General features: G+C 45.8%; 23 protein-coding genes and 1 pseudogene. 16 read left to right on the plus strand and 8 right to left on the minus strand.

Features of this window, described 5'->3' with window-relative positions:
- Nucleotides 1-57: 57 nt before the first annotated feature.
- The 3 genes from ADS79_RS10645 (at nucleotide 58) to rpiA (ending at nucleotide 2,485) form a co-directional block, all read left to right on the plus strand.
- Nucleotides 58-996 carry a ring-cleaving dioxygenase gene (locus tag ADS79_RS10645; protein ID WP_049738396.1) on the plus strand — a complete coding sequence of 313 codons (939 nt, stop codon included), beginning with the start codon at nucleotides 58-60 and terminating at the stop codon, nucleotides 994-996.
- Between the two features lie 98 nt (nucleotides 997-1,094).
- The gene (gene wrbA, locus ADS79_RS10650) at nucleotides 1,095-1,712 is read left to right on the plus strand and encodes an NAD(P)H:quinone oxidoreductase (protein WP_049738397.1); all 618 of its coding nucleotides are present in this window, start codon (nucleotides 1,095-1,097) and stop codon (nucleotides 1,710-1,712) included.
- A 98-nt stretch (nucleotides 1,713-1,810) separates the two neighbouring features.
- Nucleotides 1,811-2,485 carry a ribose-5-phosphate isomerase RpiA gene (rpiA, locus tag ADS79_RS10655; RefSeq protein ID WP_049738398.1) on the plus strand — a complete coding sequence of 225 codons (675 nt, stop codon included), beginning with the start codon at nucleotides 1,811-1,813 and terminating at the stop codon, nucleotides 2,483-2,485.
- 531 nt (nucleotides 2,486-3,016) lie between these two features.
- Here the strand turns inward: rpiA and ADS79_RS10660 are convergent.
- Nucleotides 3,017-3,409: a GNAT family N-acetyltransferase gene (locus ADS79_RS10660; RefSeq protein ID WP_049738399.1), complete on the minus strand. Its 393-nt coding sequence runs from the start codon at nucleotides 3,407-3,409 to the stop codon at nucleotides 3,017-3,019.
- A gap of 848 nt (nucleotides 3,410-4,257) precedes the next feature.
- Between ADS79_RS10660 and ADS79_RS10665 the strand changes: the two genes are divergently transcribed.
- The 6 genes from ADS79_RS10665 to ADS79_RS10690 all read left to right on the plus strand — a co-directional run bounded on the left by ADS79_RS10665 (nucleotide 4,258) and on the right by ADS79_RS10690 (nucleotide 9,426).
- Nucleotides 4,258-5,022, plus strand: coding sequence for a hypothetical protein (locus tag ADS79_RS10665; RefSeq protein WP_049738400.1), 765 nt, complete (start codon nucleotides 4,258-4,260; stop codon nucleotides 5,020-5,022).
- Between the two features lie 262 nt (nucleotides 5,023-5,284).
- Nucleotides 5,285-6,004, plus strand: a complete 720-nt coding sequence (locus ADS79_RS10670; RefSeq protein ID WP_049738401.1) for a YebC/PmpR family DNA-binding transcriptional regulator — start codon at nucleotides 5,285-5,287, stop codon at nucleotides 6,002-6,004.
- Between the two features lie 200 nt (nucleotides 6,005-6,204).
- Nucleotides 6,205-6,996, plus strand: coding sequence for a M20/M25/M40 family metallo-hydrolase (locus ADS79_RS10675; RefSeq protein WP_049738402.1), 792 nt, complete (start codon nucleotides 6,205-6,207; stop codon nucleotides 6,994-6,996).
- Entirely contained in the window at nucleotides 6,980-7,762 is a 783-nt protein-coding gene (locus ADS79_RS10680; protein ID WP_409362425.1) for an ABC transporter ATP-binding protein, read from the plus strand. The genes ADS79_RS10675 and ADS79_RS10680 overlap by 17 nt, the downstream gene beginning before the upstream one ends.
- Before the next feature lie 27 nt (nucleotides 7,763-7,789).
- On the plus strand, nucleotides 7,790-8,932 hold the full coding sequence (locus ADS79_RS10685; protein ID WP_049738404.1) for an NAD(P)/FAD-dependent oxidoreductase: 1,143 nt from the start codon (nucleotides 7,790-7,792) through the stop codon (nucleotides 8,930-8,932).
- A 17-nt stretch (nucleotides 8,933-8,949) separates the two neighbouring features.
- Nucleotides 8,950-9,426 (plus strand): DUF3830 family protein, encoded by a 477-nt coding sequence (locus tag ADS79_RS10690; RefSeq protein ID WP_161807278.1) that lies wholly within the window; start codon nucleotides 8,950-8,952, stop codon nucleotides 9,424-9,426.
- Here ADS79_RS10690 and ADS79_RS10695 read toward each other — a convergent pair.
- On the minus strand, nucleotides 9,407-10,129 hold the full coding sequence (locus ADS79_RS10695) for a Crp/Fnr family transcriptional regulator (RefSeq protein ID WP_049738406.1): 723 nt from the start codon (nucleotides 10,127-10,129) through the stop codon (nucleotides 9,407-9,409). The genes ADS79_RS10690 and ADS79_RS10695 overlap by 20 nt on opposite strands.
- 137 nt (nucleotides 10,130-10,266) lie before the next feature.
- The gene (locus tag ADS79_RS10700; RefSeq protein WP_084765789.1) at nucleotides 10,267-11,703 is read right to left on the minus strand and encodes a sigma-54 interaction domain-containing protein; all 1,437 of its coding nucleotides are present in this window, start codon (nucleotides 11,701-11,703) and stop codon (nucleotides 10,267-10,269) included.
- 315 nt (nucleotides 11,704-12,018) lie between these two features.
- Between ADS79_RS10700 and fmdA the strand changes: the two genes are divergently transcribed.
- The 5 genes from fmdA to ADS79_RS10720 all read left to right on the plus strand — a co-directional run bounded on the left by fmdA (nucleotide 12,019) and on the right by ADS79_RS10720 (nucleotide 15,298).
- Nucleotides 12,019-13,200: a formamidase gene (gene fmdA / locus ADS79_RS10705; protein ID WP_049738407.1), complete on the plus strand. Its 1,182-nt coding sequence runs from the start codon at nucleotides 12,019-12,021 to the stop codon at nucleotides 13,198-13,200.
- 88 nt (nucleotides 13,201-13,288) lie between these two features.
- A complete protein-coding gene (locus ADS79_RS34280) occupies nucleotides 13,289-13,600 on the plus strand; it encodes an FmdB family zinc ribbon protein (RefSeq protein ID WP_084765791.1) in 312 nt (103 codons plus the stop codon).
- Between the two features lie 22 nt (nucleotides 13,601-13,622).
- Entirely contained in the window at nucleotides 13,623-14,243 is a 621-nt protein-coding gene (locus ADS79_RS10710; RefSeq protein WP_049738408.1) for an AmiS/UreI family transporter, read from the plus strand.
- A 170-nt stretch (nucleotides 14,244-14,413) separates the two neighbouring features.
- Entirely contained in the window at nucleotides 14,414-14,758 is a 345-nt protein-coding gene (locus ADS79_RS10715) for an ArsR/SmtB family transcription factor (protein WP_049738409.1), read from the plus strand.
- 24 nt (nucleotides 14,759-14,782) lie between these two features.
- Complete coding sequence (locus tag ADS79_RS10720; RefSeq protein ID WP_049738410.1) at nucleotides 14,783-15,298, plus strand: SRPBCC family protein; 516 nt, start codon at nucleotides 14,783-14,785, stop codon at nucleotides 15,296-15,298.
- A 69-nt stretch (nucleotides 15,299-15,367) separates the two neighbouring features.
- Here ADS79_RS10720 and ADS79_RS10725 read toward each other — a convergent pair whose 3' ends face one another.
- The 5 genes and pseudogenes from ADS79_RS10725 to ADS79_RS10745 all read right to left on the minus strand — a co-directional run bounded on the left by ADS79_RS10725 (nucleotide 15,368) and on the right by ADS79_RS10745 (nucleotide 21,605).
- Nucleotides 15,368-16,648, minus strand: coding sequence for an amidase (locus ADS79_RS10725; protein WP_049738411.1), 1,281 nt, complete (start codon nucleotides 16,646-16,648; stop codon nucleotides 15,368-15,370).
- Between the two features lie 175 nt (nucleotides 16,649-16,823).
- Nucleotides 16,824-17,981 (minus strand): hypothetical protein, encoded by a 1,158-nt coding sequence (locus ADS79_RS10730; RefSeq protein ID WP_049738412.1) that lies wholly within the window; start codon nucleotides 17,979-17,981, stop codon nucleotides 16,824-16,826.
- A 284-nt stretch (nucleotides 17,982-18,265) separates the two neighbouring features.
- Entirely contained in the window at nucleotides 18,266-18,646 is a 381-nt protein-coding gene (locus ADS79_RS10735; RefSeq protein WP_049738413.1) for a VOC family protein, read from the minus strand.
- Nucleotides 18,647-18,765: 119 nt separating this feature from the next.
- Nucleotides 18,766-19,553: pseudogene (locus tag ADS79_RS10740) on the minus strand (cytochrome P450).
- Between the two features lie 159 nt (nucleotides 19,554-19,712).
- The gene (locus ADS79_RS10745; protein ID WP_049738414.1) at nucleotides 19,713-21,605 is read right to left on the minus strand and encodes a helix-turn-helix domain-containing protein; all 1,893 of its coding nucleotides are present in this window, start codon (nucleotides 21,603-21,605) and stop codon (nucleotides 19,713-19,715) included.
- Between the two features lie 240 nt (nucleotides 21,606-21,845).
- On the opposite strand from ADS79_RS10745, the gene ADS79_RS10750 reads away from it, so the two are divergent.
- Both ADS79_RS10750 and ADS79_RS10755 read left to right on the plus strand, forming a co-directional pair.
- The gene (locus tag ADS79_RS10750; RefSeq protein WP_049738415.1) at nucleotides 21,846-23,426 is read left to right on the plus strand and encodes an ABC transporter substrate-binding protein; all 1,581 of its coding nucleotides are present in this window, start codon (nucleotides 21,846-21,848) and stop codon (nucleotides 23,424-23,426) included.
- A 46-nt stretch (nucleotides 23,427-23,472) separates the two neighbouring features.
- Nucleotides 23,473-24,390: an ABC transporter permease gene (locus ADS79_RS10755; RefSeq protein ID WP_049738416.1), complete on the plus strand. Its 918-nt coding sequence runs from the start codon at nucleotides 23,473-23,475 to the stop codon at nucleotides 24,388-24,390.
- The last annotated feature ends 8 nt before the right edge of the window (nucleotides 24,391-24,398 follow it).

Consider the following 24,398-nt stretch of genomic DNA (forward strand, 5'->3'; position numbering starts at 1 on the left):
CCTACCCTTACCTTATAGTAAATATGCAAATTCCAATTGGACAAAGGAGTGTACAAAATGAATATGAAAACGATGGGTATTCACCATATTACTGCAATTGTAGGTCATCCACAGGAAAATGTGGATTTTTATGCAGGAGTATTAGGTTTGCGTTTAGTAAAACAAACGGTTAATTTTGATGATCCAGGAACATATCATTTGTATTTTGGAAATGAAAGTGGAAAACCGGGAACCATTATCACATTTTTCCCATGGCCAGGTGCTCACCAAGGAGTAATCGGCGGCGGTCAAGTGGGGGTAACCTCTTACGTTGTTCCGAACGGTGCTATGGACTTTTGGGAAAAAAGACTGGAGAAATTTCAAATCCCTTTTGTAAAAATGGAACGGTTTGGAGAGCAGTATTTACAATTTGACGATCCACATGGCCTGCATTTGGAAATAGTCGGAAGGGAAGAAGGAGAAGCTAACACCTGGAATTTTGGTGAAATTACTTCCGCGTTCGCAATAAAAGGATTTGGTGGAGCCACACTTTTATCTTTACATCCGGAAAAAACAGGAGAACTATTGGAAAAAGTGATGGGCCTACAGATGATCGGCACAGAAGGCGATTTCATCCGATATCGTTCCACAGCTGATATTGGAAATGTGATTGATCTAAAATCATCACCTATGGATAGAGGAGCTATGGGCGTTGGAACAGTACATCACATTGCTTGGCGGGCTTTACACGACCAAGATCAATTGGTTTGGAAAAATTATGTTGAAGCACATGGCTATAGTGTAACTCCTGTACAAGATCGAAACTATTTTAATGCGATTTACTTTAGAGAACACGGCGAAATTCTATTTGAGATCGCAACAGATCCGCCGGGCTTCGCTCACGACGAGTCACATGAAACCATGGGAGAAAAACTGATGTTACCTGAACAATATGAATCGCATCGAGCACAGATTGAACGTTTGTTGAAGCCATTTCAAGTAAGAGAATTAGACTAACTTACCAAGAGAACTGCTTCCGAAACAGGTTTACCACTTGAATGAAATGGATATCGTAGAGTGTGTTATCTAACGAATCATTCAAGGAGGTTTTTTACATGAGTGTCAAACTTTCAATTGTGTATTACAGCTCTACGGGAACTAACTATCAATTAGCTCAATGGGCTGCGGAAGGGGCAAAGGAAGCCGGCGCGGATGTGAAAATCTTTAAGGTTCAAGAATTGGCATCTCAAGCAGTGATTGATAAGAATCCGGCTTGGAAAGCCCATGTGGAAGCCACAAAAGATATTCCACTTATTACACCGGATGACATCGTTGAAGCTGATGCCATTATTTTCAGTACGCCTACACGCTTCGGAAACATTGCCGCCCAAATGAAACAATTTTTAGATACAACAGGTGGAATCTGGTTCCATGGAAAAACGGTTAATAAAGTGGTAAGTGCGATGTCTTCCGCTCAAAACGCTCACGGTGGTCAAGAAGCGACTATCCTTAACTTATACACCTCCATGTATCACTGGGGAGCAATAGTAGTTGCTCCAGGATATACTGATGCTTCCTTGTTCGCTGCCGGAGGGAATCCATATGGTACAAGTATATCTGTCGATCAAAGCAATCAAATTGTTGGAGATAAGGAAGTTTATCAAAAGGCCGTTAAACATCAAGCCAAGCGTGTGGTTACGGTGGCTGAATGGGTCAAAAAAGGAATGCAATAAAAAATTAACTCTATACATTGTTGGAAAACCACAGTTTTTACTGTGGTTTTCCTTTAAATTGTTTGGCTCTAACGATAATTTTTTGGTGGAGGACTTGTATGAATTTAAAAAAACTAGCAGGCGAGAAAGCAGTGGAATTTATTACAGATGGAATGACAATTGGGCTAGGTACCGGATCTACCGTTAATTGGACAATACGTAAGTTGGGGGAATTAGTAAAACAGAGAGAAATACAAATTCGTGCCATCCCTACTTCCCAACAAACAAGTTATTTAGCTAATGAATTAGGTATTCCACTAGTAACTTTTGCACAATCAACAGAATTAGATTTGACAATTGATGGTGCTGATGAGTTTAATTCCTCATTGGATTTGATTAAAGGGAGAGGGGGAGCACTCGTACGCGAGAAGTTAGTCGCAGCAGCTTCTAATCGTCTAATTATAGTGGCAGATGAATCAAAGTCTGTCGAGAAAATCGGAAAATTCCCACTACCTATTGAGGTCGTTCCCTTTGCATGGGAAGTTACGGCCAAACGGATCGAGGGGTTAAACTGCGTTCCAACATTACGTAGGGTGAATGGTTGCCCGTACGTTTCTGACAATGGTAACTATATTTTGGACTGTTCTTTTGGATATATTGAAAATCCAGCTAAACTTGAGCGAACAATTAAACTTTTACCCGGTGTTGTTGATACAGGTCTTTTTATATCCATGGCCGACACTGTGATCATTGGAACCTCAAATGAGCTAAAAGTATTGTCTAAGAAAAATTGAGGTTGAAGTCCTCTTACGCGTTACAGGGTAACTACTTTGAATGATGTTCCCCTACGTACAGTGACGACTTCCATTTCTGTCGTCAAATTGGCAACGCGTTGTTTTTTTCATCAGGTGGTCCACGTTGAAATGTTGCTATGTTTATATCAATTATGTAACTATGTTTTTTAACAGAAGTGTGGCGTTGTACTTCAGTCAAAAGTATATAAAATGACAACAATTTAAAAAAAGCTGCAAATTTCTCAAAAGCCGACAATTTTTGAACCTGGAAAACCACGTAAAATCAGCAACTACAGTCTACAATTGTATTTTCTACGAACCGTTGTCACGCTGCTAATGCGGTTCGATAATTCATATCGAGGATCGTTAGTTACATCCGAAGAGTAAAACCTTTCAATGAGGAAATTACATTTTTTCCAAACAGCGTAGAATAACCTACGAAAAGAGTAACATTTTCATTTAATTTTTTGCTCAGAATGATAAATTGTTTAAAATTAAAACTCCTCCAAACTTGGAGGAGCCTGTAACTAACTAAATTGGCGCTACTCGAAACATTCCTGTTAAAGCAGGGAACTGCTTAAGTATCTTAGCATCGTTAGAAGAAAAGAGACCAATAAAAGCTTGATCGGGAGCATTCTTTTTTAAATAGGACATGAGTTTGTCCATAATCATTGTCCCTATCCCCATTCTTTGAAACTCCGGGAGTACAACGATATCTTGAAGGTAAAAATAAACATACCCGTCGCCGATAATGCGGCCCATACCAATTATTTTACTTTCAGAGAGAACAACAACCGAATACAAAGAATTCTCAAGTGAGTCTTTGATTATTTTGAAATTCATCATTTTTTCCCAACCAACTGAAACGCACAATTGATGAAACTCATCAAGAGTAGGGGTGCGTTCTATTATCTCAAATGACATATAGCTCCTCGCTTTCAAATTTTCTATGTCTGAGGATATAACTTCAATTGAGACACCCCCTAAATGTTCATTAGTGAAAGTATTACCTCATTTTCTTCAAAACTCAAGTATATGGACTTTCTAAAAAAGCAATTTATCAAAATGTGTATCTTGTTAAATTGAAATTTGAGTGAGAAGACAAATGGTGTTTAGCTCCCTAAACCTTTGTGAGATTCTTGTGAGAATTTTGTGAGACGCGTTTGATAGGATGAAAATGCCCATTGTAAGACTAGCATTTCCTTATCTGGTGATGGAACGCCGTATGCGCTGAAAGGCGCCTGTACGGTGTAGGCTCGTGATAAAACCGAGAGATAGAGAGGTATAAAACGAGAATAGCGGACCAAATATCACCATCAACGACGATTCTTATAAAAGTGGTACAACTCACGCTATACAGCACTTTAATTTAGCTGAGATCTTTACAGACGGTTATGGAGGCACATTAACCTATTCGAATGCGGCTAGCAGCAATCCAAATGTAAATGCAAGAATTGGTAATAATGTTTTATGGTTGACGTATATGGGGGGTAGTGGTAGCACTATCGTTAGTTTTGATGTTGCGGATAGTCGTGGTGAAAAAATGACCATCACGTATTACGTAAACTACTAATTTGTCGCAATACCTCACCTTTCAGGTGGGGTATTTTTCCTTTACTTAGTGAAGAAAGAGGTTTGAACGATGTGATGCCGTGCACAAATTTACTCAATATGTAAATGCTTTCGGCACCTACTATAGGAAACCTTGATCAGCAGACAGTCATTTCCAGAATGAACGTATTCGTATAAGATAAAAAGCATGGGGGAGTAGAATGAGAAACGATGATTTGATCAAAAAGCTGGAGATTTTGATCCAGATGCATGAAAAGGGCTTATTAGGTGGTGAGGTCATGCCCGAGGATGCCCTGATTGGTACAGTCCCCGAGCAGGAATGGCCAAATGTGCTAACGCTCGGAATGTCACTCAACTATCAAAGAAATTCATATACATTATGGAAAATGGTTGCTCAATGCTATTTGGACGAAGGCTCGCGATGGGTTTTTGATCCGCAAAAAGTAGCTGAAAGCAGCTTAGACGATTTACGCGACGCTTTGCTCCAGCATCGGGTAGCTCTACAGCCTACCCGCCATCCAGAAATCTGGCATCGCGTTTCTCGCGGGATTACTGGATCCTCACCAAAAGGCAATGTACTTGGGCTCATTGAGTCAGCGGATTATGATATCGCACAGCTGCAAACGATTATGCAAGTGCAGCGCAAAGCTGATTTTCCCTATTTATCAGGGCCAAAGCTCTTTCATTACTGGCTGTATGTCATGGAGTCGTATGCGAGGATTAGTTGGAAGTCACGTGAGCTCATTACGATTGCACCGGACACACATATTTTGCAGGCGACAGTCAAGCTCGGGCTGTGCTTGCCCGAGGTATTGCGCGGAACAGCCAAAGATCGGGAAGCGGTAGCCAGCGCGTGGGAAAGAGCGCTTAGCGGTAGCCGCTTCGCTCCAATAGACGTACATACACCGCTGTGGCTGTGGAGCCGTGCTGACTTTCCTCCACTTCCAGCAAAGGGAAACGATTGATCTCCGAATGACAGTGGATCAAACGAATCCAGTCTACGAGAAGTAGATAGGCTTTGCGCGTTTTTCTGCTCCGCCTCTAGAGTACGTACCCCTAATAATGATATAATAAAAGAAGGGACACTAGGCGTATGCCCTAGTTTTTTTCTGATGAAGTGCAAACATTGTGTTTCAATTGATGTATAATCTTTTCTTGTAAAAGTACAGGAGAGACTTGGTTTCTATTTCATTCATTTAATCGTGTACGGAAAGAGAGTGGGACTGTATGGGTCGTAAGTGGAATAACATCAAGGAGAAAAAAGCGTCCAAGGATGCGAGCACGAGCCGCGTCTACGCGAAGTTCGGAAAAGAGATTTACGTAGCTGCGAAGCAGGGCGAGCCTGATCCGGAATCCAATCGTGCGCTGAAGGTTGTACTGGAGCGTGCCAAAACGTATAACGTACCGAGAGCAATCATTGACCGGGCGATTGAAAAAGCGAAGGGCGGCGGAGAGGAAAACTACGACGAGCTTCGTTACGAAGGCTTTGGACCAAACGGTTCCATGATTATCGTAGATGCGCTGACCAATAATGTAAACCGCACAGCTTCAGAAGTGCGTGCTGCCTTCAATAAAAATGGTGGAAACATGGGTGTAAGCGGTTCGGTTGCGTATATGTTCGATGCTACGGCTGTTATTGGCTTCGAAGGCAAGTCAGCAGACGAAGTTCTCGAGATTTTGATGGAAGCGGACGTAGACGTGCGTGACATCATTGAAGAGGACGATACCGTCATCGTATATGCAGAGCCTGACCAGTTCCATGCTGTACAGGAAGCTGTCAAAAAAGCGGGAGTTAAAGAATTCTCCGTAGCAGAGCTAACCATGCTGGCGCAAAACGAAGTAGGGCTGCCAGAAGATGTACAAGCTCAATTTGAAAAGCTGATTGACGCATTGGAAGACTTGGATGATGTACAGAATGTATTCCACAACGCTGATCTGAGCGAATAATAGAAGAGAGCAGACCTTTAGAGGTCTGCTTTTTTTTGCCTTCATTGGGGCACGCGACGTCTCCAAGCTGTTTGTTTTTTATATATGTAAAATATTTTACCCATGCCCTTTATCCAGCTATGGTAAGATCGTGAAAAATTAAAATATTTTCGAATATTTAAACCCCTTACAAGGAATGCAGTGCACAAAGGACTGATCTCATGTCGATCCATTGGCAGCAAGTGAAAGCGGAAGCCGCCAGTTATTTGCAAAGGTTGATCCAAATCAATACGACGAATCCACCAGGGAATGAACTGGCAGCCGCGCACTTTTTGGCTGAGCTTGCCCGTGAAAATGGTCTGGATGCCTGCATCCAGGAGACCGCCGAAGGGCGTGGCAATCTGCTGATCTCGTTCCAACAGGAAGCAGCCCATGTTATGACAGACCCGGCAAGCAGCTCATTGCTCCTGCTCTCACACCTCGATGTAGTGGGAGCAGATGAAAAGGATTGGGAGGTTCCCCCTTTTTCCGGTGAGATAGTCGATGATGTTCTTTGGGGACGCGGCACGATTGATACCAAGCAGCTGACGATCATGGAGCTGATGGCGCTCATCCTGCTAAAAAGGGAAAAGCGCGTCTTCGCAAAGGATATTTTGCTGATAGCTACAGCCGACGAAGAGAGTGGCAGTACATATGGCCTCTTGAGGCTGTTGGATGAGTACGGTGAAATCTTTCGTGGCAAGCATGTCATCAGCGAAGGAGGCGGCTTCCCTATTCTTGTGAGTGGTGTGCCTCACTATCTTTGTGAGACGGGACAAAAGGGAAATTGCCAGATTACCTTTCATGTGGCCAGCAGCCAATCGACCCCCTATTACGTGGATAATCAGCCCATGAAGGCCGCGGCTCAGCTCATACAACGAGTCACCAAGATGCGTTGGGCGTCTTCATCGCCTTGTCGGGGAGTCGGGTTGTGGGAAATCAACGACTGGCAGGGCTATCCTGCGCTTGATTGAAGCGACAGAGGGAGAGGTCCTGCTCGATGGACAGGATTTGTATCGTCTGAGCAAAAAAGAGCTGAAAGAAAAGCGAAAAGACATGCAAATCGTCTTTCAGGACCCGTACGCTTCGCTCAATCCCCGGCTGACCATTCGTAGCATCATTGGCGAAGCAATCAAGCTGCACCAGGTCGTCGGTGAGAAACAGCGAGAAGCGTTCATGGAGGAACTGCTTTATGAGGTCGGGCTCGGAAAGCACTTCCTGGATCATTTTCCACACCAGTTTTCGGGGGGACAACGGCAAAGAATCGGAATTGCTCGTGCACTTGCAGTCAGACCGAAGCTGGTGGTTATGGATGAAGCGGTATCGGCGCTGGATGTCTCCGTTCAGGCACAGGTGCTCAATTTATTTTCCGATTTGCAGCAAAAATACGGCCTTACCTATTTGTTCATTACCCACAATTTGAGTGTGGTAAAGCATATTTCCAACCGGATCGCGGTGATGTATCTGGGTCAGATTGTGGAGATCGCAGACAAGGAAGAATTTTTCCAAAATCCACAGCACCCGTATTCACGGGCCTTGATCAGCGCGATTCCATCCTCAAATCCGGAAATCAAGCGGGAAAGAATTCTGTTAAAAGGGGATTTGACCAGTCCCGTTGATCCGCCGGCGGGTTGTCGGTTTTACTCCAGATGTCCCGAAGCAGGGGCCATTTGTAAAGAAATTCAGCCTGTACAGAGGGAAATCGGGAATCGGCATCTCGTCGCCTGTCATTTTCGCTAATACATACTAGGAGAGGGAGGCATCAGCTTGAGAGAACATGCAGAAATCGTCATCGTGGGTGCGGGAGTAATCGGCTGCTCTATTGCTTACTTTTTGGCAAAAAAAGGATATTCGGATATCATTGTGATAGATAAGGGAGGAATTTCTTCGGGAATCACGGGGATTTGTCCCGGAGGTGTGCGGCAGCAATGGGGGACGGAAATCAATTGCCTGATGTCCAAGGCAGCTACCCAGTTTTATGAGCGGATTAACGAGGAGCTGGAGCCGGAACATGAAATCATGTTTCGTCAGGTGGGGTACTTATATTTGTTCCATAGCGAGCAGGCAGCCCAATACTATCAACCGAGCCTGCACCTGCAAAACAGTCTGGGCATTCCGACCAGAATGATCAATCCCGAGGAAGCCAGAGCGATTGTGCCTGGAGTAAATACAGATACCTTTTTGTCCGCGTCCTTTTGTCCCACAGATGGCTTTGCTGATGATGCCTATCATGTGACAAACAGCTTTGCCGCAGCAGCGAAGAGGCTTGGGGTCCGGTTTATTCTGGATGAGGTGCCTCAAATCCTCGTGGAAAAAGATCGCGTGGCAGGTGTCCAAACCGGGCGAGGCAGAATCGATTGCAAAGTGGTCGTCAATGCGGCGGGCTTGGGGTCAAAAGAGCTGGCTGCCACGATTGGCGTGGACATTCCGATTGAGCCGGAAGTTCGCCGGATTTTGTACACAAACCGGATTGAAGAGCGCATCCTGGAGCCGCTGCTCATCTCGTTTGAAAAAGGCTTTGCAGCGAAGCAGCTTACGGACGGAACCATTTATTTGAGCTATCTTGGCAGTGATATGAAGCCCCCATACCATAGCTTTAACTATCAGATGAAAGCAGCAGAGGTTGGCATGGAGCTGTTCCCCCCTCTCGCGCAGGTAGAGTTCCGGACGCATGTGGACGGAACCTATGACAGCACTCCTGACCATCAGGCAATTCTCGGCGGAGTGGATGAGGTAGCGGGCTATTATCAAGCGATTGGAATGAGCGGGCATGGCTTTATGATGGCCCCTGCGATCGGAGAAACGATAGCTGATACGATCATCGGAAACACTCCTGTGATCGATATTACGCCACTCCATTTGAACCGTTTTCGCCAAAATGCATTGATTCCAGAACCGAGGGTGGTCTAATGGAAGGAAGAGAAATCATGCCGAAACAGATCAAGCTATCTTTTCCAGAACATCAGGTAGAGATATGGGCAGACTTGCTGACGGAAAAAGCACCCGTTACGTGTAAAGCGATCTGGGAGGTGCTCGAGACCCCGCTGCAAATTTTTTGCAAGCATGCGATGTATACGGGAAAGGAGCTGTCCATCCAATTGCCGCAGGAGCGCTGCGCTGCAACCTCGTTACATGAGATTGTTCCAGAAAATCAAACCTGCTTTCCAGCGGCTGGTGACCTCTTGTTTACATTTATGCCGCCGTATGCCTGGAACGGTATCCCACAGGCGATCTATGATTTGGGGTGCTTTTACGGTCAGGATTGTCGTACCTTTTTCCCGATGGGCTGGGTGCCAGGAAATCGGTTTGCAGTTATTCGGCCGAGCGACCATGAGGCTTTTGCATACATGGGGGCAAAGGCGATCCAGGAAGGTCAGCAAACCATCATGCTTCAGCGTGCTTAGTGAGCTTCCAGGTGTCATCCTGGACAAGTGCTTCCAGACGGTCTAAATCTGTTATCACATAATACTTGTCTTGTTTTACGAGAATATGGTGACGCTCCAGCCATTTGAGTGTATTAATCACCGTGATCCGCGTCGTGCCTACCAAATTCGCTACTTCCTGATGTGTGAAAGTAGTGGTGATCTTGATCTGGCCCTGTTCAAGAGGAGACCCGTAATTGAGTGCCAGCTGGATTAATGTGGCACAAATGCGATGCGGAGCTTTACTGTAGCTGAGCTGCAGGGCTTGCGCACACAGCAGGCGATATTTGCGACTCTCAAAATGGAGCAGCTGCTCTACGAGATGAAAATTTTCTTTGAGCAATTCTCTAAACTGACTCACGCTTGTTCGGTAGAGAAGCGTTTTGGACACCGTAATGGCGCTCGTCGTATGGGGGAGATTGCTTAAGGGGTCGTATTCTCCAATCAAGCCGTTTTTTCCGATAAAGGCTATTGCTTTCTCTTCGCCAGATGGCGTGCTGGCATACAGGCAAACTCGACCACTCGCAATCAGATACAGGAAGTCGGCTTTGTCATCCTGCTCAAAGATCATCGTATCTTTTTTGCATTCTATCGGGGTTCCGACTTTTTTCAACAGATCCCATTGACTTGGCAGGTTTTCCAGCCAGGGGGTCGCTTGATATACATCTCTGATGGATTCTAACAATGTATCCACCTCTGCTGTTAGAAAATGATGAAAGCAAGGTTGCTAGAAAGGATTATATCACAGCCTGGATTGGTCAGGGGAACCAGCTTTATGAAAGGGAGTCCTTCGAAAGAGAAGGCTCCCTTTTCGCTGTCAATTTAGTTGAAGTGATTAATTCCGAGCTCTCTCATTTTTCGATAGAGCGTACTTCTTGCGCAGCCCAGCTTTTTGGCAGCAGCGCTAAGCGTCTGCGCTTCTGTGATCGCCTGCTGAATCGTGTGACGCTCTGCATCCCGCAAGAGAGAATGCTCCTTGGTGAAAGCATCGTTTTGGGGAGGTGTAGAAGATGGTCGCCATTCGATTGGTAGATGCCCGGCGGTAATCACCTTTTCATAAAAAGCAAGCAAAAAGGCCCGCTCCATTGCATTGCGTAGCTCGCGTACATTTCCTGGCCATGTGTGCTGGAGCAAAGTGCCCACAACATCTCCGCTGAGCTCGGTTGGTCCTGCTGCGTATTGGTCTTGCAGCTGCTTTAGAAAACCTTGAGCAAGTGGGGCTATATCTTCTTTACGATCACGCAAAGGGGGGATGCAAATTTGAAGAACGTTTAGCCGGTAATAGAGATCGGCTCGGAAGCGCCCGGCTCTTACTTCCTCATCCAGCTTGCGATTGGTAGCGGCAATGATGCGCACATCCAGTGGTTTTTCGTCATGTGACCCCAGACGCATCACACTACGCTCTTCCAGTACTCGAAGCAACATCACCTGAAGATCAAGAGGCATTTCCCCGATTTCATCCAGAAATAGCGTTCCTGTGCTGGCAGCCTCGAATTTCCCGACATGTCCCCCTCTTTTCGCTCCGGTAAAAGCTCCATCTGTGTACCCGAATAATTCACTGGCGATCAATTCTCGAGGCAGGCAGGCCATATTTACAGCGATGAAGGGGCCGTTCTTGCGGGAGCTGCTTGCGTGAATCGCGCGAGCAAGAACTTCTTTTCCTGAGCCTGTTTCCCCGAGCAGCAATGTATTCGATTGAGACAAAGCCGCGACCGCAGCGGTTTTCAATTGGGCTTGGAATAGAGAGCTGTTCGTCTGAATAGCCGGAAATAGCTCAGTAGACTTCGCATAATAAGAAGTTCGCGGACGGAATTGAAGTAGGCGAAACGCAGCGCTTGTACCGATGTCCACCATCTCGATCATCCAAAAGCGGAGAATCTCCTCCTCCCAGTTTTCATCCAAGATGGAGCCAGGGTGGAGGGAAAATGGCTTACGGGCAGCTCGGCTTACATAAAGCACGACACGCATGTGACTAATGGCGATGATGTATTCCTGACTTTGTTCACCCCATGCGAGTAAGAGAGCTTTCCAATCTGGCACAGCTTCCGAATTAGCTTGTTGGGTTGAGGGAATGGCCTCGGCAACGATGTCTCGACCGACAATAGCAAAAGGAAGGGTAGTTGAATCTGAGGGAAGGTCTGGATGAATAGACGCTTGAGCGTTTACGCGATGTAAAGAGCGCTTGGTGTCGGAGGGGATCAAGGGTAACGAGAGTGGCGCGCCGACTTCAAAAATGAGTATCGCATCCCTTCTTGGCAAGTGATTTGTCCGACCTTGAGACGGGTGTCCGATTTTGAGACATCATGCGAGACTACGAATTGGCAATGATGCAGGGCAAGCGTTGTGGGGGAGTGACGAGGGCAAGTCAAAGAAGTGCCTGATGTATTTTGCTACAAACCAACCTACTACTAGTATACGTGATCACAGGCTTGAAATTAGCAGGAATTCTCATTTCATGCGAAAAAAGACGCGCAATTCTTGAAAAAGTGGGCGAACAGGCAATTGGCATGTCTTTTGCTTGATTACTTTCCATGTAAGGCTCATGAATCTACGGAAGACAAAGGAGGAAGTAGCATGCCAGAAGTGTTGTTTCGCGTTGACTTGAACAAGCCGATGGAGGAGCAGGAAACCCCGGGTCATAACCGATGGCACCCAGATATTCCCGCCACCGTCTCGGTCAACCCTGGAGCTGTATTCCGGATCGAATGTAAAGACTGGACAGACGGTCAAATTTCAAACAACGACGATCCCTCCGACATCCGTGATGTAAACCTCAACCGCGTACACGTCCTGAGCGGTCCAGTGTGGGTTAACGGTGCTGAGCCGGGCGATTTGTTAGTGGTCGATATTTTGGATATCGGGGCATTGCAAAACTCGGAATGGGGCTTCAACGGCATTTTTGCCAGAGAAAACGGCGGTTGCTTCCTTGTCGATCATTATCCGGAGGCGGCGAAGTCGATCTGGGACTTCCACGGTATTTATACGACCTCACGTCATTTGCCAGGCGTCAAGTTTGCAGGTATTATCCATCCGGGCTTGATTGGAACAGCTCCTTCCCATCAATTGCTGGACAGATGGAACAGACGTGAGCGTGATCTAGTCGCAACCAATCCAGAGCGTGTTCCTCCGCTTGCGAACCTGCCCACCTCTCATAGCGCTGTGCTCGGCAAACTGCAAGGCGCTGAGTTTGAGCGAATCGCCAAAGAGGCTGCGCGAACAGTACCACCGCGTGAAAATGGCGGAAACTGTGATATTAAAAACCTTTCGAAAGGTACACGGATTTACTTCCCTGTCCATGTGGAAGGCGCCAAGCTCTCGATGGGTGACCTGCACTTCTCACAAGGAGATGGTGAGGTAACCTTCTGCGGCGGAATTGAAATGGCAGGCTGGATGGATTTGCACGTAGATGTTATTAAAGGCGGAATGGCAAAATACAACATTGTCAATAATCCGGTGTTTAAGCCCGGTCCAGTAGAGCCGCACTATTCCGAATATCTCGTATTTGAGGGTATTTCCGTCCACGAAACAACCGGACAGCAATATTACATGGATACGAATGTCGCCTATCGCAATGCGTGCCTGAATGCGATCGAATATTTGAAAACAGCGATGGGCTTTACAGGCGAGCAGGCTTATATGCTGCTCGGAACAGCACCTGTCGAAGGGCGAATTGCAGGGGTAGTAGATATCCCGAATGCATGCTGCACGCTTTCGATCCCAACCAGTATCTTCGACCGAAACATTTTACCGAAATAGAAGTGGGGATGGGACATAGGTAACCCTGACGTGTGCCGTCTGATTGTCAGTCGTGACAAACAAGTAACCCAGTAAAGGAGCAGATACGATGCCAAGATATGACTTTTTGTGCGAAGAGTGTGGTCCATTCATTCAGTGGTTGAAAATAAGCGAACTAACAGATAGCGTTGACTGCCCGAATTGCCAGGAACAGTCAAAGCGGATGTATTCTGCTCCGGGCCTGATCTTTACTCCGCAAGCTCTTCGGCAAAGAATTGAACGAGGCGTAGAGCCAAAGATTGTAAAGCGAGAATCGCACTCCCATGAAGGAGGTAGCTGCTCACATCACGGTCATTCACATGGGAAGCACACTCATACCCATCAACACGCCCAAAAGCGCCCATGGATGGTAGGGCACTGAGGCGTCAAAGGAAGGGATGCCGGTGTCAAATGTAGGGTTGTTGTACGTCGGAGGTGTTTTGTTTCTCAACAGCATCATGCTGCTTGGCAAAGTGGAAGGAAAAAGTGCAGGCATTTTTAATTTATTTGTAGGAGTTCTGCAAGTCATTACTCCGCTCTACCTGATCATGACAGCGAATGGGGACACAGCAGCTATATTAGGTGCATCCGGAATCTTTTTGTTTGGCTTCACCTATTTGTACGTAGGCATCACCAATCTGTGCAACCTTGATACGACAGGCGTCGGCTGGTACTCGCTGTGGGTCGCAATACTCGCCATCGGGTTTTCACTGGTCAATTTCATCACGTTTGGAGATGTGAAGTTCGGCATTATTTGGTTGATGTGGGCATTTCTTTGGACCTTGTTCTTTATTCTTCTCGGATTAAAGCGAGACATTGGCAAATATACGGGCTTCGTTACTTTAATCCAGTCATGGGTTACAGCGGCTATTCCTGCTTTTCTTTCTATGACGGGTCTGTGGAATGATATCCCGTCTGGGCTCGTCTGGGTCATTACGCTTTTATGTGTCGCTGCTTTTGTATATTTGTACTTTGCAGCGAAGCCCGTTTTTCGAAAGGAACCAACTGAAACGGTTCCTGCTTGAATGGCGCAGGGGGAAATGGCATCGGATAAAACCGGTGTCATTTTTTATTTTTAAATATTCCTTTACAGGAATATTCTCTATGGTGTATATTTGAAACAACAAGAAGATGACCAAACGGATGAAGGAGATGATATGATACCGGGAGACCATATCTGAACGAGGTGAGTGACATGTCAGGGATGAATCCGGGCATGGACATGACGACTCTGAACGCTTTGGCGGAACCGAATCGATTGAATATCGTCGAACTCTTGCGCGATGGTCCTCTGACCGTAGGGGAAATCGCTGAACGGCTGGAACTTCGTCAGCCCCAGGCTTCAAAGCACTTGAAGGTGCTAAGCGATAGCGGGATTTTGGAAGTGAAGGCAGAAGCCAACCGCCGGATTTACAAGCTCCGACCCGAGCCGTTCAAAGCATTGGATGCTTGGGCAAAATCTTTCCAGCGCGTCATGGAAGACAGGTTCGACAATTTGGAAGAATACTTGCGTGAGCTGCAAAACAAGGAAAAACCATAAGATCATTCAAGAGGAGGAGTTAGAATGTCTAAAAATGCAATGGTTTCGAGGGTAGAAAACGATCGGGTACTGGTGCTGGAGCGTGTTTTTGACGCACCGCGTGAGCTTGTGTTCCAAATGTTCAAAGAGGCTGAGCATCTCAAGCGCTGGTGGGGACCGAGAGGCTGGGAAATTCCTGTGTGCAACGTTGATTTCCGTCCTGGCGGCGTTTGGCACTATTGCATGAAATGTGTAGATCCAAACCAAGGCGATTTTTACGGCATGGAATCTTGGGGTAAAGGTGTTTATAAGGAAATTGTTGAGCCAGAGATGTTCAGCTACACCGATTATTTCTCAGATGCAGAAGGCAATACAAACCCTGATCTGCCGTCTACTGACGTCACCCTGGAATTCATTGATCAAGACGGCAAGACGAAGCTGGTCAATCGCGGTGAATATGTATCGGCAGAAGCTCTCAAGACCGTGATGGACATGGGCATGTTGCAGGGTATTACCGAGACTTGGGATCGTTTGGAAGAGCGTCTGAACGAAGTCAAATAAGAAAAAATGGAGATGGCCGCCTGACGCTTTTAGCAGGCGGCTGTTTTATTTTGCAATCAAGCTGCCCCCTTAGCGAGCAGAAAAGCTTTGTTCCATTTCTTTTGTCCAAAATAATAAGGCTTCATCATTTCCAAAGCTCCCGATGCATTGGAAGCCCACAGGCAGGCCGTCTATTTTGGTCAATGGCAGGCTAATCGTTGGAAGTCCCGCATACGACCAGATTGCCGTCATTCCTGACCAGCCCATTCGTTCAAAACCTTTTGGTGCCACACCGCCTTGAGAGGGTGAAACCCACACGTCGACTCCATTCTTCTGCTTGGTCTGTTCCAAATCCATTCTTACTTTTATTTGTCCTGCACGATATTGTTCCAATTCTTCTACAGGTACCGTCTGTCCTTTTTGAATGGCCGCTTTTACAGAAGGGCCATATAGATGCTCATACTGTTTAAACCAGGCTTCATGGAGCTGTGCCATTTCCCCTTGAACCATTCGAATCATGGCATCACCAGCGAGAAAAGCATCATCCCAAGGCATATCGACATTGCGAATGGTGTATCCAGCTTTCTCCAGGGATTGAAGCTGATGCTCAAATACCCTTCTCACCTCATCGGACATAAAACTCATATAAATACCATTCGGAACACCAAGTGTAGGTTTTTGATCGGAGAAAAAAGGACGCCAGTCAGGAAGGAGATGAGAGCTTGCCAATTGCACACTGTCCATGTCTTGTGTGAAAAAGCCGATTGTGTCAAAAGACGGTGAGAGTCGAATCACCCCGTCTAAGGCGACACGCTGATAGCTCGGTTTAAAACCAACCACACCGCAAAAGGAAGCGGGAGCAATTATCGAGCGAAGGGTTTGCGTGCCGACAGAGAGCGAACAGATTCCAGCAGCCACCGAAGCAGCGGAGCCCGCGCTTGAGCCGCCAGGTGTATGTGCGAGATTATGAGGATTGCGCGTAGGTGTTACACTGTGATAAGCAAACTCTTCCGTAACGGTTTTCCCTGCAAATAAAGCGCCCAGTGATCGTAGCTTCGAGATCATCGAGCCCTCGCTTGCTGTTAAAACCGAAGAAGGCAGCTCAGAGCCTGCTCGTGTTGGAAAACCCTCGACATGAATCAAATCTTTAATCGCGACGGGGACACCGAAAAGAGGGGGACGCTCCTCATGAGAAGGGAACTTCTCGGATAAAAGGTCTGCATCATGCATTAGACGAGCTTGGAAATTTTCTTCAGAAACGAAAGCGTTTACAAAAGGTTCAACTCTAGAATAGCGTTCATAAAAGTATGTGAGCCGATCAGGTAGCGAAAGGTTGATGAAGTCCACTAAAGACGCATCATGATGAAGCAAGAATATCCCTCCCCAGAAAGTGGTTGTTGCAATTTTACGATACCACAGACTGAGCTTCTCTCCCGGCGATTTATGATGGTTCTATGACGATTTTCCGTTTTATGGAAGTAGACTGCTTGTTCGATTAGAAAAGGCAGCCGAACTATTCAGTTGCCTTTTCAGTGGATTGGCGTAGTCACGGGCTGACTTTGTGGAACTGCCCATTTCCTAATGAAAATACCTGTCCTTTTTCATTTAAGAGAAAGAGTTGCTGGTTATTCGAAGTAAGATCGCGAATATTTTGGAGCTCAGGTAACGTTCTCCACGGATTTACAAAGATATCGGGGAAAGTCCTTGTGTCATTTACCACACTCTCACCCATTACTTGTTCCTGGATAATATACGTATATAGTCCTTTCCTTTCTTCATTTTCGGCTCGTGCATATCCGAAAGGACCTTGAAATGTCACTTGCTTGTAGGTGGATGGGAGATTTTTGGCTTTCTCAATTAGAAAGCTTTCCAAGTGAAAGCCTGGAGTTACTTCTGTTACCTTACGATGTCTGTCCTTCCAATAAAAATAGCGATCAGATAGCTGGGTGACCTCGTCACATATCAGTTGCTTCTCGGATTCCTGAAAAGGGGTATAAGCCCATAGTTGATTGTTTTTCACATAATAGATCCCATTGAAAAATTCATCATTTTTGGGATAAGGGGGCATGAGGTCAAAAACAGCTCCAAGCTGAGCAACGTCTTGATCGATCATTTTTCGCGTCAGGTTTCTATCCACGAAAACAAGGTTATTGTTGCTGTCAATGATGAAGTAGCCCTCTTTTCCATAATCCACCTTTTCTAAAACGACCTGTTTGGTTTTTGTTTCGACCTGCTTGGGCTTTGGGTAAGTTTTCGAGCCTTCCTTTGCAAAATCAGCATACCAAAGTGATCCATTCACTAATTGGACGTAGTATCCTCCGTACCTGGAAGCGTACACTTCTTTCGCTCCTGTCAGCTCCTTGATTTGTACAGGTGCCTTATTATCTGTGGATAAATACAAGCGATTTTGTTGATCAATTACGAAAAGATAGTCATGATACTTTTCAAATTGTCTGTTGCTGATACCGAATATTCGTTTAGCAGACATGGACTTAAACGGCTGAAATAGCTGATAATTTCTCCCCATGTAGGCATCGCTCATGTAGCGTCGTTCAAAAGGATAATCCTCAAAATAAGCTGGTAATTCAGTCTGGGTTTCCTCCATATTGATAGCGACCTCTGCAAACACGGCCGAACAACCTAGAGCAGCGATGCCAGCGAATGTTAATAATCCTCCCTTACAAGCTAACGAAAATTTTCTCATGGTTTCCCTCCCATTGAAACGTAGCTTTTCTCGATCTTTTACATAGCAGAAAAAATTGTTCTCATCAGATTCAGACAAATCAAAAACGGAAAAGTTTCTCGTTTTCTGTAAAAAATTACTTTATCATTCGGATGTGCTGAACTATTGATGATAAGACTTTATTCCGCACAAAAAAGCGGCCGACGATTCCTGTCAGCCGCATTATTATGAAAAGCCATTTCCATTTTCGGTTTCACAATTAGAACGAATGACAATGATCCTTCACTCGTCAAACGATCCGCAAGCTACTTCTTCTCCAGCACAGCAAAGTAATTCTCTTCGTTATCTGCAAAGTTAAATACGCGGCCAGAGGGCATTGTTACAATGTCTCCGACTTTCACATTTTTATTGGATAGCTCGCTACGCAGCTCATTGATATTCTCTGAAAAAAACAGGAGCGAAGGGGTACCGAGATTTAAACCAGGGGACATTTTGGCCATGAATTCCTTATTGTGCAGGATGATGCTAGTTTGTGCGTCCTTGGTTGGTGCAATCTCAATCCATCTCATTCCTTGACCGTTGTTTTCTTCAGAAATGACGCTAAATCCTAATTTCTCCGTCCAAAAATCTACCGCTGCATTCTGGTTATTTACATACAACATAATTTGACCGACTTTGCTGATCATCGATTTTTCCACTCCCTATAAGAAATGTAATGCCAAAAACCCGATGCTTCTGATACTCTGTGATTACTTTTTCGATAAAGGCGATTGATTTTTGCTTAGCGTTGAACCTTCAGTGGTAATTAAGATAAGGCTTGTCCTGCAGCTGAGGGCTGCAAGCTATCTTCTAATTCAAAGCCTGGTACTGGTTCGATGTGAGAGAATGTTTCGATAAAGGCTTTGAACGCTTTGTTTGCTTCCAATCTTGCTAGAGGTGCCCCGAGGCAGAAATGCGGCCCATTGCGAATGTTTGATGACGGTTGTTGTTCTCACGGTGGATATTTAATGTAAAGGGGTCTTCGAAAACATTCTTATCCATGTTAGACGCACTCATCCAAGCGATCACTACATCGCCTTTCTTCATATGAACACCCAAGACGTGATTATCCTCCTTCACAGTACGGTCCATTTTGCTAATGTGAAAGCGATAACGAAGCATTTCCTCAACAAAAAGAGGTACGAGATTGATATTGCTCCGGAGTTCTTGGTAAAGCTCAGGGTCATCATACAATAAGGAGTAAAATGAACTAGCTAACAAATGACTGGTTGTTTCTATACCTGCTCCAAGAAGAAACATTGTCATACGGACAATTTCCTCATCGGTAAACTTTTCACCCTCAAATACGGCTTGAATCAAATCAGAAAATCCAACATTGGTGATCGTACGGGTACGTTTACTTGAAGAGAGCTCGTAGTCAGATAGAACTCGCTTAACATCATTGTATCTGAAAACATTCCAGGTATCCGTACCGGCATGATAAAGAATCGGTTCTTCCTCCAGCATTTTCTTATACCAAGATAATGGAAAAAAATTCTTCGGCTTCGTTTTAAAACAGGTTATCTCAGCTCTTTGAATAATTTCAGACTGCATATATCTGCCTCCAATGAAGTCATTGGTTATAAGATGGTTGAAAAAGGATTCTATTATTCTTTGTCAGGATGGGAGGGATTTCTGCCGTCTCCAATCAAAGGCCCATAGCGAAAAACCTTCTCTACCGGAGAAATTTTCATTCGACTTCTTTATGAATTCTCACGAGTAAGATTTGCTTTTTGTCCTACGAATAGTCAGGCGCTGTTCGATTTGCTGCCCCAACAGCTGATAGACGTGGATGGCCATACATACGTCCATGAAATGCTTATGATTGGTGAGTGAAAAGCCCAAGATTTCCTCGGTTCGCTTGATGCGATAGATGAGGGTATTCAGATGAATATTGAGGCTTTGGGCTGTTTCTTTCATTTTCAGACTGTTATCCAGATAAGTGGTGAGGGTGAGCAGGAATTCCCTTTTTCTTGCCTTTTCATAGGCAAGCAGCGGGCCCAATACGTCGAATACGTAAGCGATGAGGTCATCTGCCGAGTTTTGCAGGAGCAAGCGTTTGCCTCCAAGCTCTGTATAGCTGACAAACTGCAAATCGGTTTGATACGTTTTTAAAAATTGCAAACATTTAGCAGCTTCCTCCGATGATTTATAGACCTCATGTAGCCCCCGCTTCACACTTCCGATTCCGATTGCAGCTTTTAGCCCCCATTTTTGCTTTTGCAGGTATTCTCCAAAAAGCAGACACTGATCTTTTAGAAAACGCTGCGTTTCCAGTACTGAGAAGGACTGTCCATAGGAGAGCAGAATGACGAGATGATCGTTTTTGGTCACGATCATGCCGTGGGGATAGCGCTGCAAAAAGAGCTCCGTTGCAACCTGTGTGAGATTTCGACGAACAGCAAGGATGCGCTTGTACAGATCAAATGATTCATGATGAGTACCCTCCAGTTTAATCGTCAGGACCTGATAGGAGCGGTGTGCATCCAGTTGTAAATGCTTCGCCTGATCAATCAGCTGATGATTGATCTTTCCGGTAAATAGCTCCTCGATGAAATGTCCCTTCAAATTTTGCTGGGTTTCAAAGATCGCCTGTTCTTTTGCCAACTCAAAGGAGATCACGGTGCTTGCATGCTCCAGAGCAGCCTTGTCGATTTCATCAATTGGATCGGAGGTAAGTAGCGCCAAATAACCAAGTAAATTGGCTTTGGCACCAATTGGAAGCAGACTAAAGCCATTTGCAGTCGCGCTTACCTCGGCTAGCGGGCGTGTGGTACTTCCCAGTGGCAAGGAATGGATGACATTTCGAATGGACGTAAGCTTTTCTTCTTCGGCAGTAGCGAGAGGTCCGGTAGAGGAGGCGATTAGCGCACCCATCTGATCGAGAAGGAGGATAGGTGTTCCCATTAATTGTTGAATGTAAGCGAGAATCGCGTTTACGCCCTCCCCATGTAGAACCAGGTCTGCCAGATGCCGATGAATTTCCAGCGATCGATTCAAGGATTGATTTTGTCGGTTCATTTGAACGTTCATTTCTTCCAGTAACGAAATCGAGATTTCCTGAGCGCGGTACAAATTGGCCTTCTCCAAAGCAACAGCTGCCTGATGAGAGATGGCTTCAAGCAATTGCAAATCATCTGGTTGAAACGATTTGTCAGGATGAAAACAGTCCAGGGTAATGACCCCGATGCATACACCGTTTGTCAGGATGGGGGCACAGGCTGCGGAGTAGGGGAAGATCGGATCTGCTGCTTGCAATTTGGCCTGATTCGTCTCGGACATGGTGCGAGTGGCCTCGTAAACACTCTGACGATCGGGAAATAACGTGCATTTTTTGTTCAAATAGGTGATGCCCGTCATTGATTCCCCTGGTCCCAGCCGAACAACAGAGAGAATATCATTGCTTTTCAGGAAGATGCTTTTGGCGATGAGGCAGTCTTCTTTTGGATCGTACAAAAACAAATAACCTTCATCCGCTGCTTCAATAACAGAAAGCGTCTCTTTCATGATCGTATGAAAGACAACATCGAGATCCAGAGTGGAGTTAATGGCGTTTGATACTTGAATCAGCATTTGCAATTGTCTGTGACTCAGCTCTCGTTTCATGGGCCCACCTTTTTCTCGAAAAATGTAGTAACGAACGATTGGAAGGATGATCTATCTTTCATTATAAAAATGGAGAAAGAGCGAAACAATGCTAGACACTCTTTTTTTGTTAAATCATACAAGTTTATGATTCAAAATTCATAGAAACATACGTAGAAAGAAAACCTCTCTTTGATAAAATGTTAACTAATTCAGAATTTTTCGTTATATTTGTCTTTATTAGAGAAGAGGGGGATTAAAATGTTACGCAAAAATCATGTGTTCCTGGTCTTACTTCTCCTTTTTGCCGTGTTCCTCAGTGCTTGTACGCCTGAAACGGCCGGTACTGCCCCAGCGACTACACAGCCTGCTGGACAGCCAGCAGCAAGTACAGAGTCCCCTGCCGCGCCTTCTCAAGAACTGATTATTGGATTCGAGGCAGATGCCGCTACCATGCTGGCAAACACGGATGTCAATTACGTGACAGATATCCAGATCCGCAACATTTATGATCCCTTGATCGATCGGGATGAAAAAGGAGCGCTGATTCCGAGTCTAGCGACGGAGTGGAAAAATCTCGATCCTCTCACATGGGAGTTCAAGCTTCGACAAGGCGTGAAGTTTACGAATGGAGAGCCGTTCAATGCCGAGGCTGTAAAATTCAACATCGACTACATTTTGGATGAAAAGAACAATTCCTTTTACCGCTCTCGCTGGAAGGATATTAAGGAAGTAAAAGTGATTGACGACAATACGATTCACATTATTACGTCACAACCGTTCCCGACTCTTGTCCTGAGAATTACGGATGATCTGCTGATTATGGCACCGAAGCACACGCAGGAAGTGGGCTTGGAAAAAGCCGCGATGAATCCGGTAGGAACGGGTGCCTACAAATTTGAAAAATGGACGCGTGATGATTCACTCAAGCTGGTGGCAAATGAAGAATATTGGCAAGGCTCACCTGCCATCAAGAAGCTGACCTTTAAAATCATACCGGAATTCAGCGCACGCCTTTCTGCTTTTCTCAGTGGAGAGATTCACCTGTTCAAGAATGTCCCGGTCGATTCCGTCGAGCGTGTGAAAAACAGTGACAACGGGACGATCGCCATGGTCGGCTCTTCACGGATCAACTATCTTGCCCTTAACACCTTTTACGACGGTCCTTTAAAAGACAAGCGAGTGCGGCAAGCTCTGAATTACGCCATTGATGTAGACGAGCTTTTGAAATCGGTACTCAATGGCAACGGAACGAAAATGACTGGTCCACTTTCCAAGGTAAACGAGGACTATACCGAGACCAAAGATTACGGCTATGACCCGGAGAAAGCCATCGCTTTGCTAAAAGAAGCGAATATGGATCCGAAAAGCTTGAAGCTTCAGCTGGATACACCAAACGGGCGCTATCCAATGGACACGCATGTGGCGCAAGCGATTGCCTCACAGCTGCAAAAAATTGGGATTCAGGTTAACGTGCAGGCAAACGAATGGGGAAATCATCTCGCCAAGATTCGCCAGCACGAAATGAAGGACATGTTTATCCTCGGCTGGGGTCCTGCCTTTGATGCGCAGGGAACGATCGAAAACCTGTTTACAGAAAAAGCTCCATATAGCGGTTTTTACGACAAAGATGTAGAAGCCATGATCCAAAAAGCGCTGCCGATTTTTGATCCTGCCGATCGAAAACAAGCATTTGATGAGCTACAGCATCGTTTGGTCGATGAAGCGGCATGGGTACCACTCTGGCAGCAGGGTGATTTGTACGCAGTTTCCAAGAATCTGCAGTTCACACCAAGACCAGATGAGAAATTCATGGTATTCGAGATGAAGTGGAATCAGTAGCCATGCGCTCGTAAAGGAAGTGGATTGACGCAGGCAGGAGGGGTTTATGCTAGATTACGTCATCAAACGAACGGGTCAAGTGGTAATCGTACTTTTCTTAGCGCTGACAACGGTCTTTTTCATTATCCGTCTATCCGGTGATCCTACCGCACTTTTTCTGCCGCCAGATGCACCTCGCGAACAGCTCGAGGAATTCCGGAAAACGCTCGGGTTTGATCGTCCGCTATACGTCCAGTATACGGAGTTCATTATGGGCGCCGTCCAAGGTGACTTCGGAAATTCGTTACGAACCCGCGAGGATGCTCTGAAGATGGTGCTTGATCGGATACCGGCGACCTTTCAGCTTGCTTTTACCTCGCTCGGACTTTCCCTTTTGATCGCGATACCAATCGGAATTCTTTCGGCGTACAAGCGCAACACGCTACTTGATCAGACAGGGGTTGCCTTTACGGTTCTTGGTCAGGCATTGCCGAGCTTTTGGCTGGGGCTCATTTTGATCTATTTGTTCGCTGTTCAGCTCAAATGGCTGCCAACTGGAGGGGGAGGATCACTGATTCATCTGATTCTCCCTGCGATGACCCTGGCTGCGTATAGTGTGGCTCGATTTGCACGCTTCACCCGTTCGACCATGCTGGACGTTTTGCGAAAGGATTATATTCGAACAGCAAAGGCATCGGGGGTACCCACTTACAAAATCCTCTCCGTGTACGCGTTGAAAAATACGCTGATTCCTATCATCACGCTCGTTGCGTTAGATTTGGGAGTTTTACTGGGGGGAGCGGTTATTGTGGAGGCAGTCTTTTCTTGGCCAGGAATGGGTCGGCTCTTGATGCAGTCGCTTTTAAACCGGGATTTTCCGGTCGTCATGGCAGGTGTGTTTTTGATCGCCTTCATCTATTCCGTGATGAATTTTGTGGTCGATGTGCTCTATGCCTATGTCAATCCGCAAATTCGATTCAAATAGGGGGTGCC

Origin of the sequence: Brevibacillus reuszeri (genome assembly GCF_001187725.1) — a bacterium.
In the GTDB taxonomy this organism is placed as follows: domain Bacteria; phylum Bacillota; class Bacilli; order Brevibacillales; family Brevibacillaceae; genus Brevibacillus; species Brevibacillus reuszeri.

Bases quoted from the DNA above. Each gene is read 5' to 3' on its own strand.
- ADS79_RS10645 (WP_049738396.1), top strand. From the start codon at position 58: ATGAATATGAAAACGATGGGTATTCACCATATTACTGCAATTGTAGGT.
- wrbA (WP_049738397.1), top strand. From the start codon at position 1,095: ATGAGTGTCAAACTTTCAATTGTGTATTACAGCTCTACGGGAACTAAC.
- rpiA (WP_049738398.1), top strand. From the start codon at position 1,811: ATGAATTTAAAAAAACTAGCAGGCGAGAAAGCAGTGGAATTTATTACA.
- ADS79_RS10660 (WP_049738399.1), bottom strand. From the start codon at position 3,409: ATGTCATTTGAGATAATAGAACGCACCCCTACTCTTGATGAGTTTCAT.
- ADS79_RS10665 (WP_049738400.1), top strand. From the start codon at position 4,258: ATGAGAAACGATGATTTGATCAAAAAGCTGGAGATTTTGATCCAGATG.
- ADS79_RS10670 (WP_049738401.1), top strand. From the start codon at position 5,285: ATGGGTCGTAAGTGGAATAACATCAAGGAGAAAAAAGCGTCCAAGGAT.
- ADS79_RS10675 (WP_049738402.1), top strand. From the start codon at position 6,205: ATGTCGATCCATTGGCAGCAAGTGAAAGCGGAAGCCGCCAGTTATTTG.
- ADS79_RS10690 (WP_161807278.1), top strand. From the start codon at position 8,950: ATGCCGAAACAGATCAAGCTATCTTTTCCAGAACATCAGGTAGAGATA.
- fmdA (WP_049738407.1), top strand. From the start codon at position 12,019: ATGCCAGAAGTGTTGTTTCGCGTTGACTTGAACAAGCCGATGGAGGAG.
- ADS79_RS34280 (WP_084765791.1), top strand. From the start codon at position 13,289: ATGCCAAGATATGACTTTTTGTGCGAAGAGTGTGGTCCATTCATTCAG.
- ADS79_RS10715 (WP_049738409.1), top strand. From the start codon at position 14,414: ATGTCAGGGATGAATCCGGGCATGGACATGACGACTCTGAACGCTTTG.
- ADS79_RS10720 (WP_049738410.1), top strand. From the start codon at position 14,783: ATGTCTAAAAATGCAATGGTTTCGAGGGTAGAAAACGATCGGGTACTG.
- ADS79_RS10730 (WP_049738412.1), bottom strand. From the start codon at position 17,981: ATGAGAAAATTTTCGTTAGCTTGTAAGGGAGGATTATTAACATTCGCT.
- ADS79_RS10735 (WP_049738413.1), bottom strand. From the start codon at position 18,646: ATGATCAGCAAAGTCGGTCAAATTATGTTGTATGTAAATAACCAGAAT.
- ADS79_RS10745 (WP_049738414.1), bottom strand. From the start codon at position 21,605: ATGAAACGAGAGCTGAGTCACAGACAATTGCAAATGCTGATTCAAGTA.
- ADS79_RS10750 (WP_049738415.1), top strand. From the start codon at position 21,846: ATGTTACGCAAAAATCATGTGTTCCTGGTCTTACTTCTCCTTTTTGCC.
- ADS79_RS10755 (WP_049738416.1), top strand. From the start codon at position 23,473: ATGCTAGATTACGTCATCAAACGAACGGGTCAAGTGGTAATCGTACTT.